Here is an 8254-nt window from a genome sequence, read left to right as displayed (position 1 = left end):
CGGTGGGGCCGGCGGGGGAGAGAGGACCCGCCGACCCCGTTCCTGCGGGGGAACGCCTTGCAACGAAACTCAGTACTTCAGGTTCTGCGTCCAGTAGGTCTCGATCTGGCGCACCAGTGCGTCCGGCAGCGGCACGTAGTCCAGCTGCTTGGCCTGCGCATCGCCATTCTTGTAGACCCAGCGGAAGAACTCCTGGGTGGCCTTGGCGCCAGCCACGTTCTTCGGCTGCTTGCGCACCAGGATGAAGTTGGTGGCAGTGATCGGCCATGCGTCAGCGCCCGGGGCGTTGGTCATCACCAGGTAGAAGTCACGGGCGTTGGCCCAGTCGGCGCTGGCCGCGGCGGCCGAGAACGAGGCGTCCGACGGCTGCACGATCTTGCCGGCCGCGTTCTTCATCGCCGCGTAGGACATCTTGTTCTGCAGCGCGTAGGACAGTTCGACGTAGCCGATGCCGCCCTTGATCTGCTTCACGTAGGCAGCAACGCCTTCGTTGCCCTTGCCGCCGATGCCGGCCGGCCATTGCACCGAGGTGCCTTCACCGACCTTGCTCTTCCACTCCGGGCTGACCTTGGACAGGTAGTTGACGAAGTTGAAGGTGGTGCCCGAACCGTCCGAACGATGGACAATCGTGATCTTGCCGCTGGGCAGGGTCAGGCCGCTGTTCAGGGCGGCGATGGCCGGGTCGTTCCAGGTGGTGATCTTGCCCAGGAAGATGTTGGCCAGGGTCGGGCCATCCAGCTTCAGCGCGCCGGGGGCGACGCCAGCGACGTTGATCACCGGCACCACGCCGCCGATCACCGACGGGAACTGGGCCAGGCCGGCCGCAGCCAGCTCTTCCGGCTTCAGCGGCGCATCGGACGAACCGAAGTCCACGGTCGCGGCCTTGATCTGGGCGATACCACCGCCGGAACCGATCGACTGGTAGTTGACCTTCTTGCCGGTGGCGGTGCTGTAGTCGGCCGACCACTTGGACATCACCGGGTAGATGAACGAAGCGCCCGCGCCGGTGACATCGGCGGCGTTGGCGGCGAACACGGACGACGCGGCCAGAATGGCGACGGCGGCGCGCGACTTGAAGGCGTGGATCACGGGAGAGACTCCTGGGGTGGTCGAGGGGCGGCTGCCCGACGTTTCGGTGCACATTCCATAACGGTTCCATGACACGCCCGCGTCTGTCATATGACGCAGACGTGACAGCCGTCATGGCGGTGCTCCGGCCTCCCTTTCAGAGCCCGCGCAACGCCTCCGGAACGGCATAGCGGCCGTCGCCGGGCAGCAGTGTCCAGCGCTGCGCGGGAGCCGTCGTGTCGGTTGCGTGGCAGTCGTCACCTGCAGCGACGCTGATCGTATCGGTGCGCTTTTCGCGCACCACGATCGGTGCCAGGCCAGGGGGAGTGCTGCTGCCCATTTCCAGCGTGCGCTCGAAGCGGCTGAACTCGCCGGCGCAGCGCGTATCCCATTCGCCGCGACTGCCGCTGACGGCCAGCGGCGCAAGCACCCGGCGCAGCCGTCTGCCATCACGCACGAACAACTGCAGTTCGGTCTGCGCAAACGGGTTGGGGCCTGAGCTGCCGCTGTAGTCCATGCGCACGCCGAACGCGCGGGTGGTCGGGTCCAGTTGCCAGCGTGCGGTGTCCAGGCTGAGTCCGGTGAAGCGCAGCGCATCACTGCTGACCGCATCGGCCACGCGGGTCCAGGCCAGCGGCTGGCCACTGGCGGTATCGATCAGCAGCAGGTCCAGGTCGCCACCACGCGCCTCTTCCGAGGCCGGGGCGGTCCATTGCGCGACAGCCAGCAGGGTCGTGCCGGGTTGTGCGGGCCACGCACGGCAGGCGGTGCTGTCGGCATCGGTAAAGCGTGCCGTCACTGGCAACGCGCCAGCCGGCAGCTGTCGATACGCGGCGTCGCGCACGGCCTCTGCATCGTCACAGGCGAGCGCGGTGGCGGGCAGGGCGGCGAGCAGGGCAGCGCACAGCAGGCGGCGCAGGTGAAGGGAAGTGGGCATCCCGAAGGTCCATGTCGACAGGGCAGGGCATCATCGCGCGGCCACCGCCTGCCCACAACGACGAAGGCACGGCCGGAGCCGTGCCTTCGTTCGAACGCGTGCTTCCGGTCTTACCAGAAGAACTGCGCGCGGGCTTCCAGGATGTTCGGATCGTCGTTGACGAAACCACGGGCGCTCGAGCTGTACTTCTTGCTGTCGACCATCACGTAGTTGAGCATCAGCTTGAAGTTCGAGCGCCAGTACCAGTTGGCGCCGACCGTCCAGATGTCCATCTTGCCGCCGAGCACGCCATCGACGATCGGCGGACGGCCGGCCACCGGGTTGGCGGCAAGGTTGCCGTCGTTCAGATCCATGTGGTCGTAACGCAGGCCCAGCTGCCACTGGCCGCCGGCCGGGTTGTTCGGCAGGCCGGTGCCCGGGGTGCCGCCCTTGTAGCTCCAGCTCTCGCCGGTGACATTCCACACGCCGCTGACGTAGTAGCCGTCACTGGTGTAGTTGTCGTTGGCCATGCGCTTGGCCTTGCTGGTGTAGTACTCGGCCTGGGCCTTGAACGGGCCCTGGAAGTACATCGCTTCGGCGCCGATGGTGCTGACGCGGTCGGTGTCGACCAGGTTGCCGCTGTCGACCAGGCGCGCGGTGGCCAGGTCAGCGTTCGGGCGGGCACGCACGCGCAGGGTGTCTGCGTCGGTGTCGTAGTTCACGTAGCTCAGGCCGAAGTGCAGGACCTGGCCCTTCTCGTTGATCGGGGCCCAGGTGCCGCGTGCGCCGTAGCCGCTGCCGTGGGCCAGGTTGCGGGTCAGCTCGCGGCCGAAGGCGCTGGCGGTGACCGACCAGTTGTCCTGGCCGTAGCTGTACGCGCCGCCGAGGCGACGGGCGACGGCGTAGGTGTTGGTGACCGCAGCCTTGGAGATGAAGTCGTTGTTCTTGGTGCTGGACAGCTCTTCCAGGCTGTTGGGCTGCTTGAACTGGCCGACCTGGATGAAGTGGTTGGCGTTGCCCAGCAGCTTGTACTTCACGTTGGTATCGAGGAACTTGTCGGCCTTGGCGTCATAGCCGACCACCCACTCCACGTTGCCCGGGCCCTTGCCCTTCAGCACCAGCTCGGCGCGACGCAGTTCGAATTCGCTGTTCTTGCCGTTGCCGGCGTCACCGCCGTTGAGGTCCACGACGTCATTGTCGTACCAGTTGCCGTCGGCCTGGACCAGGCCTTCGAAGGTGATTTCCGAACCGCCGATCACATCGATGGCGACTTCGGCGTGGGCGGCCGGCACATACAGCGCAGCAGCCACGGCGACCGTCAGGAGTTGGTGATGCAGTTTCATGGAGAGGAGCCTTGCAGGCAGGTGGGAAGATGCGCGCAGGCTAAAACGTGAAGATTGCGTAAATGTGACAGTTCGCGCACGGCCGCGATCCGCCGCAGGCCCCGTCACGGCAGGGCCTGCCATTGAAACCGGTTACGTATGACGCCCGGATTGCGTCCCGGTTGCAGTAGATCCACGCCACGCGTGGCTGGTTTTCCCGCGTATCCACGCCATGCGTGGATGCCGCCGTCACTCCGCGAGGGTCTTGTCCTTGAACCGGCAAAGGTCGGCAATCACGCACCCCGGGCAATCCGGTTTGCGTGCTTTGCATACGTACCGTCCGTGCAGGATCAGCCAGTGGTGCGCATCCAGCAGGAACTCGGCGGGAATCGCTTTGACCAATCGGTCTTCGACCTCGCGCACGTTCTTTCCTGGCGCAAGTCCAGTGCGGTTGGCGACACGGAAGATATGCGTGTCCACCGCCATCACCGGTTCGCCGAAGGCGGTGTTGAGCACGACGTTGGCAGTCTTGCGACCGACACCGGGCAGTGCTTCCAGTGCATCGCGGTCGCGTGGCACTTCGCCGCCGTGCTTCTCCAGCAGCAACGCGCAGGTGGCGATCACGTTCTTCGCCTTCGCGTTGAACAGGCCGATGGTGGCGATGTACTTCTTCAGTCCCTCTTCGCCCAGGGCGAGGATTTTCGCCGGCGTGTTGGCAACCGGGAACAGGCGACGGGTGGCCTTGTTGACGCCGACGTCGGTGGCCTGCGCCGACAGTGCGACCGCCACCAGCAGTTCGAAGGGAGAGCTGTATTCCAGCTCGGTCTTCGGATGCGGGTTGAGTTCGCGCAGGCGGGTGAACATCTCCACCACGTCGGCGCGCGGCATCGTTCCGCCGCGGCGCGCAGGTGCGCGCGCGGTCTTCTTCGCGGTCGCCATTACTGCTCCTTGCCGGCGGCGCGGGCCTTGGCCCGGGCGAGGATGGCGGCCGCTGCGGCGGGCAGGGCGGGTTTGACGTCCGGTGCCGGCGCCGGCGTGCGCCGTGCATCACGCTCGGCCTCGCGGCGGGCCAGGCGCACCGCGCGTGCGCGGAAACGTTCGCGCGCGGCCCATGCACGCTGCAGCTGCAGCTGCATCTGGCAGAGGCGGTCGGGCAGGTCAGGATGATCGGGCAGCAGCCGGTCATCGCCAGCGCGCACGACGTAGTCCATCAGTCCAGCCTGCAGCGCGCCATCAGGATCGTCTGCCTGGACCCGGGCGAACAGCAGCACGGGGTTGGGTCGGGATGCCATGGCGTCAGCGGTTCTGGAAAGCGGGAGGACGGCGCTGCAGGAAGGCGCTGGTGCCTTCGCGCATGTCTTCGGTGGCGAACAGCAGGCCGAACTGCGCACTTTCGTATTCCAGGCCCGCTTCCAGGCTGCATTCGCCGCCCACGTGCACCGCGTCGAGCAGGCCTCGCAGCGCCAGCGGCGCCGACTGTGCCAGCTGCCGGGCCAAGGCCTGCACGCGGCCGTCGAGCTCGGCGACAGGCACTACTTCGTTGACGATGCCCAGGGCCAGCGCGCGCGCGGCGTCGATCGGGGTACCCAGCAGGCACAGCTCCAGCGTGGCCGCGCGGCCACACAGGCGGAGCAGGCGCTGGCTGCCGCCGAAGCCGGGAATCAGGCCCAGATTGATCTCCGGTTGGCCGACCTTGGCGGAATCGGCCGCAATGCGCAGGTGGCAGGCCATGGCCAGCTCCAGCCCGCCGCCCAGCGCAAAACCGTTCACGCGGGCGATCACCGGCTTGGGCATGCGTTCGATGCGGCGCATCAGGGCCTGGCCGAGCAGGGAGAAGTCACGTCCCTGAACCGCGCTCAATGTGTTCATTTCCGCGATGTCGGCCCCGGCCACGAAGGCCTTGGGGCCGGCGCCGGTCAGCACCACCACCCGCACCGCCGGATCGGCGGCTGCGTCGCTGAACGCCCCGGCCAGAGCCTGCAGGGTCGCGGCATTGAGGGCGTTGAGCTTGTCCGGTCGCTGCACGGTAATGGTGCGGACAGCGCCGTCATCGCTGACGTCGACCGGGTGGGGGGCGGGGGCCTCGGCCACGGGAAACTCCTGGAACGTTAAAAAAAAGTGAGATTGAACTCTGTAAACGCAGACAGGTCATAGCCTGCGTGGTGAGTAGCGGTTACACGTTGTGGCCGTTATCCTAACCCGTCGCCTCAGGGCGGCGCAGAACGTCCCTGAGTTACCACCCCTGGAGAACTGTTTGATGAAGTTGCGTTCTATCGCGGTCGCCGTCGCGGCCCTGGCCCTGACGGGCAATGCCTTCGCCCAGGACATCGCGTCCGAGAAGGGCAAGCTGAGCTACTACTTCGGTTACGACTACGGCAACAACCTGGCGGAGCTGACTGGTCGCGGTGAGCAGCTGGACATCAACTCGGTGGTGAAGGGTCTGCAGGACGCCTACGCCAAGAAGCAGCCGGCGATCACCGCCGAGCAGCTGAAGCCGGCCGTTGAAGCGTTCCAGAAGCGCGAGCAGGGCCGTGCCCAGGCCGCCAAGGCCGAGTACGAAAAGGCTGCTGCCGACAACAAGACCAAGAGCGATCAGTTCATGGCGCAGAACAAGGCCAAGGCGGGCGTGCAGACCCTGCCGAGCGGCGTTCAGTACCGTGTGATCGAAGCCGGCAAGGGTGCCAAGCCGACCCAGGCCAGCACCGTGCAGCTGGAAGTGGCCGGTCCGTTCCCGTACGGCCAGCGCCCGACCGAGGCTCGCCCGGCCCAGCAGATTCCGTCGATCAAGGTCAGCGAAGTCGAAATGAAGGCCATGCGCGAGACCCTGCTGCAGATGCCGGCTGGCTCGAAGTGGGAAGTGTCCCTGCCGCCGGATCAGGCCTATGGTGCCGACCCGCGCACCCCGTTCCCGCCGAACGTGGCTGTGCAGTTCGAGATCAAGCTGATCAGCGTCAAGTAAGAAGAAACAGCGTCAACATCAACGCGCCGGTGATTCCACCGGCGCGTTTTTGTTTCTGCGGTACGCAGCAGCCGTGTGGGCCCATCCCAAATCCGGCCCATTCGCGCTACTGTTGACCGGTGCAAATAATGGAAGAAACGGCGCGTGCTGTCGCAAGCCCCTGCATCAACGTGTGCAAGCTGGATCGCAACCGGCTCTGCGCTGGCTGCGGGCGGCATATCGACGAAATCGCACGGTGGTCGTCGATGAGCGACAGCGAGCGCACCCACATCCTGCAGCGGGTGTTGCCACTGCGCCAACAGCTGCAGCAGTCGCTGCGAGGTTCGTTGGCCGATCATGAGCGCCTGCTGCGCGCGTTGCATCCGCTGGCCGAGCCGCCGGCAGGCGACGGCTGGAACCGCAGTGAGCTGGATGACCTGCTGCCCCCGGGCCCACCGGTCGAGGCCGCAGTGCTGGCCGGCATCGTCCCGCGTGCCAACGGTGCGCAGGTGATCCTGACCCGGCGTACCGAAACCCTTCGGCAACATGGTGGCCAGGTCGGTTTTCCCGGTGGTCGTACCGAGCCGGATGATCGTGATGCGCTGGCCGCCGCACTGCGCGAAAGCCAGGAAGAAATCGCATTGGCGCCGACGCAGGTGCAGGCACTGGGTTATCTCGATCCGTTCGTGACCATCACCGGCTACCGGGTAACGCCGGTGGTGGCGGTGATCGATCCGGATTTCGTGGCGGTACCGCAGCCCAGCGAAGTAGCCGAGGTGTTCGAAGTGCCGCTGGACTACCTGATGGCCGCCGACAATCTGCGCCAGGTCGAAATCAACCATCGCGGCCGCGTCCGCCATGTCCTCGAATACGGCTGGCCCGGCCAGCGCATCTGGGGCGCCACTGCGGCCATCCTGTACAACCTGCGTCGCCGCCTGGAGCAAGTGCAATGAAATCGATCGATCCGCCGTGGACCACCCTCGTCGATGTCGCGACCCTGGCTGCGGCCCTGGGCGACGGAGTACGCGTGATCGATGCCCGCGCGACCGCAAGCACGATCGTACGCGTGGTCGATGCACGTGCATCGCTGGCCGATCCGCAGGCGGGCAATGGCCTCTACGCACAGGGACACATTCCCGGTGCGGTGCATGCCGATCTCAATCGCGACCTGTCCGACCTGACGCGGGTCGGCCATGGGCGCCATCCGTTGCCGGACAGCGATGCGTTCGCCACGCGGCTGGGGCAATGGGGCATCGCCACCGACACGCAGGTGGTGGTCTATGACGGCAGCGATGGCAGCATGGCCGCTGCGCGACTGTGGTGGCTGCTGCGCCTGATCGGGCACACGAAGGTCGCCGTCCTCGATGGTGGGATCGCCGCGTGGCAGGCCGCCGGCCAGCCGCTGGCGACCGGCAGCAGCGAGGTCACGGCGTTGCCGGTATATCCGGGGCGTTTCGATACCAGCCAGATTGCCAGCGCGGACGAGATCGAATCGCGGCTCAAGCATGCATCCGGCTGGCTGGTCGATGCCCGCGCAGGCGAGCGTTTCCGCGGTGAGGTGGAACCGCTGGATCCCGTCGCCGGCCATGTGCCGGGGGCGGTCAATCGACCGTTCGCATTGAACGTGCTGGACGGCCGACTGCGCGACGCACAGGAACTGCGCGCCGAACTGCAGGGCGTGATCGGCAACCAGGACCCCCAGCGCGTGGTGCTGATGTGCGGCTCGGGCGTGACCGCCTGCCATCTGCTGCTGGCGATGGAAAGTGCGGGCCTGTCCGGCGCGCGCATCTATGCCGATTCCTGGAGTGGCTGGGTCAGCGACAGCAGCCGCCCGGTGGCGACCGGCGTTTGAGCCGTCGTCCTGCATGGCCTACGATTCTTTCGTCTACGCAATACACGCAGGGCGCGGATCCACCGGTCGGGGGAAGCTGTGAAAGCGGAGCATGTCCAGTGCTCGGTTCAAATCTGTAACCGCCGCCATATCCTCGGCGTTGGCGGTGCATCGCTGTA

The 8254-nt window shown here is 66.4% G+C and carries 9 protein-coding genes; 3 read left to right on the top strand and 6 right to left on the bottom strand.

The genetic code is table 11. The features are described 5' to 3' along the window. Positions 1-69 precede the first annotated feature (69 nt). From pstS to DBR20_RS19515, 6 genes are all read right to left on the bottom strand, one after another. Positions 70-1089 (bottom strand): phosphate ABC transporter substrate-binding protein PstS, encoded by a 1020-nt coding sequence (gene pstS / locus DBR20_RS19540; RefSeq protein WP_025875374.1) that lies wholly within the window; start codon positions 1087-1089, stop codon positions 70-72. A gap of 136 nt (positions 1090-1225) precedes the next feature. Next, positions 1226-2005 carry a hypothetical protein gene (locus DBR20_RS19535; protein WP_108267819.1) on the bottom strand — a complete coding sequence of 260 codons (780 nt, stop codon included), beginning with the start codon at positions 2003-2005 and terminating at the stop codon, positions 1226-1228. Between the two features lie 110 nt (positions 2006-2115). Next, entirely contained in the window at positions 2116-3327 is a 1212-nt protein-coding gene (locus DBR20_RS19530) for an OprO/OprP family phosphate-selective porin (protein ID WP_108267817.1), read from the bottom strand. A 228-nt stretch (positions 3328-3555) separates the two neighbouring features. Further along, complete coding sequence (gene nth, locus DBR20_RS19525; RefSeq protein ID WP_099819987.1) at positions 3556-4245, bottom strand: endonuclease III; 690 nt, start codon at positions 4243-4245, stop codon at positions 3556-3558. Further along, the gene (locus DBR20_RS19520; protein ID WP_049466535.1) at positions 4245-4598 is read right to left on the bottom strand and encodes a hypothetical protein; all 354 of its coding nucleotides are present in this window, start codon (positions 4596-4598) and stop codon (positions 4245-4247) included. The genes nth and DBR20_RS19520 overlap by 1 nt, the downstream gene beginning before the upstream one ends. Positions 4599-4602: 4 nt before the next feature. Next, entirely contained in the window at positions 4603-5397 is a 795-nt protein-coding gene (locus DBR20_RS19515; protein ID WP_108267815.1) for an enoyl-CoA hydratase-related protein, read from the bottom strand. A gap of 166 nt (positions 5398-5563) precedes the next feature. Here DBR20_RS19515 and DBR20_RS19510 point away from each other — a divergent pair, with 166 nt between their 5' ends. The 3 genes from DBR20_RS19510 to DBR20_RS19500 all read left to right on the top strand — a co-directional run bounded on the left by DBR20_RS19510 (position 5564) and on the right by DBR20_RS19500 (position 8096). Next, on the top strand, positions 5564-6265 hold the full coding sequence (locus DBR20_RS19510) for an FKBP-type peptidyl-prolyl cis-trans isomerase N-terminal domain-containing protein (RefSeq protein WP_089239934.1): 702 nt from the start codon (positions 5564-5566) through the stop codon (positions 6263-6265). 128 nt (positions 6266-6393) lie between these two features. After that, positions 6394-7197, top strand: a complete 804-nt coding sequence (locus DBR20_RS19505) for a CoA pyrophosphatase (protein WP_100464395.1) — start codon at positions 6394-6396, stop codon at positions 7195-7197. Next, positions 7194-8096, top strand: coding sequence for a sulfurtransferase (locus tag DBR20_RS19500; protein WP_108267813.1), 903 nt, complete (start codon positions 7194-7196; stop codon positions 8094-8096). The genes DBR20_RS19505 and DBR20_RS19500 overlap by 4 nt, the downstream gene beginning before the upstream one ends. The last annotated feature ends 158 nt before the right edge of the window (positions 8097-8254 follow it).

The organism is Stenotrophomonas sp. HMWF023, from assembly GCF_003060985.1.
Lineage (GTDB): Bacteria > Pseudomonadota > Gammaproteobacteria > Xanthomonadales > Xanthomonadaceae > Stenotrophomonas > Stenotrophomonas lactitubi.
The sequence above is the reverse complement of the archived record's forward strand: the minus strand, read 5'-3'. Positions and strand labels throughout refer to the sequence as shown.

What these genes read in the sequence shown, in the direction of transcription:
- DBR20_RS19510 (WP_089239934.1), top strand. Translation starts at nt 5,564, where the DNA reads ATGAAGTTGCGTTCTATCGCGGTCGCCGTCGCGGCCCTGGCCCTGACG.
- DBR20_RS19535 (WP_108267819.1), bottom strand. Translation starts at nt 2,005, where the DNA reads ATGCCCACTTCCCTTCACCTGCGCCGCCTGCTGTGCGCTGCCCTGCTC.
- nth (WP_099819987.1), bottom strand. Translation starts at nt 4,245, where the DNA reads ATGGCGACCGCGAAGAAGACCGCGCGCGCACCTGCGCGCCGCGGCGGA.
- DBR20_RS19505 (WP_100464395.1), top strand. Translation starts at nt 6,394, where the DNA reads ATGGAAGAAACGGCGCGTGCTGTCGCAAGCCCCTGCATCAACGTGTGC.
- DBR20_RS19520 (WP_049466535.1), bottom strand. Translation starts at nt 4,598, where the DNA reads ATGGCATCCCGACCCAACCCCGTGCTGCTGTTCGCCCGGGTCCAGGCA.
- DBR20_RS19500 (WP_108267813.1), top strand. Translation starts at nt 7,194, where the DNA reads ATGAAATCGATCGATCCGCCGTGGACCACCCTCGTCGATGTCGCGACC.
- DBR20_RS19530 (WP_108267817.1), bottom strand. Translation starts at nt 3,327, where the DNA reads ATGAAACTGCATCACCAACTCCTGACGGTCGCCGTGGCTGCTGCGCTG.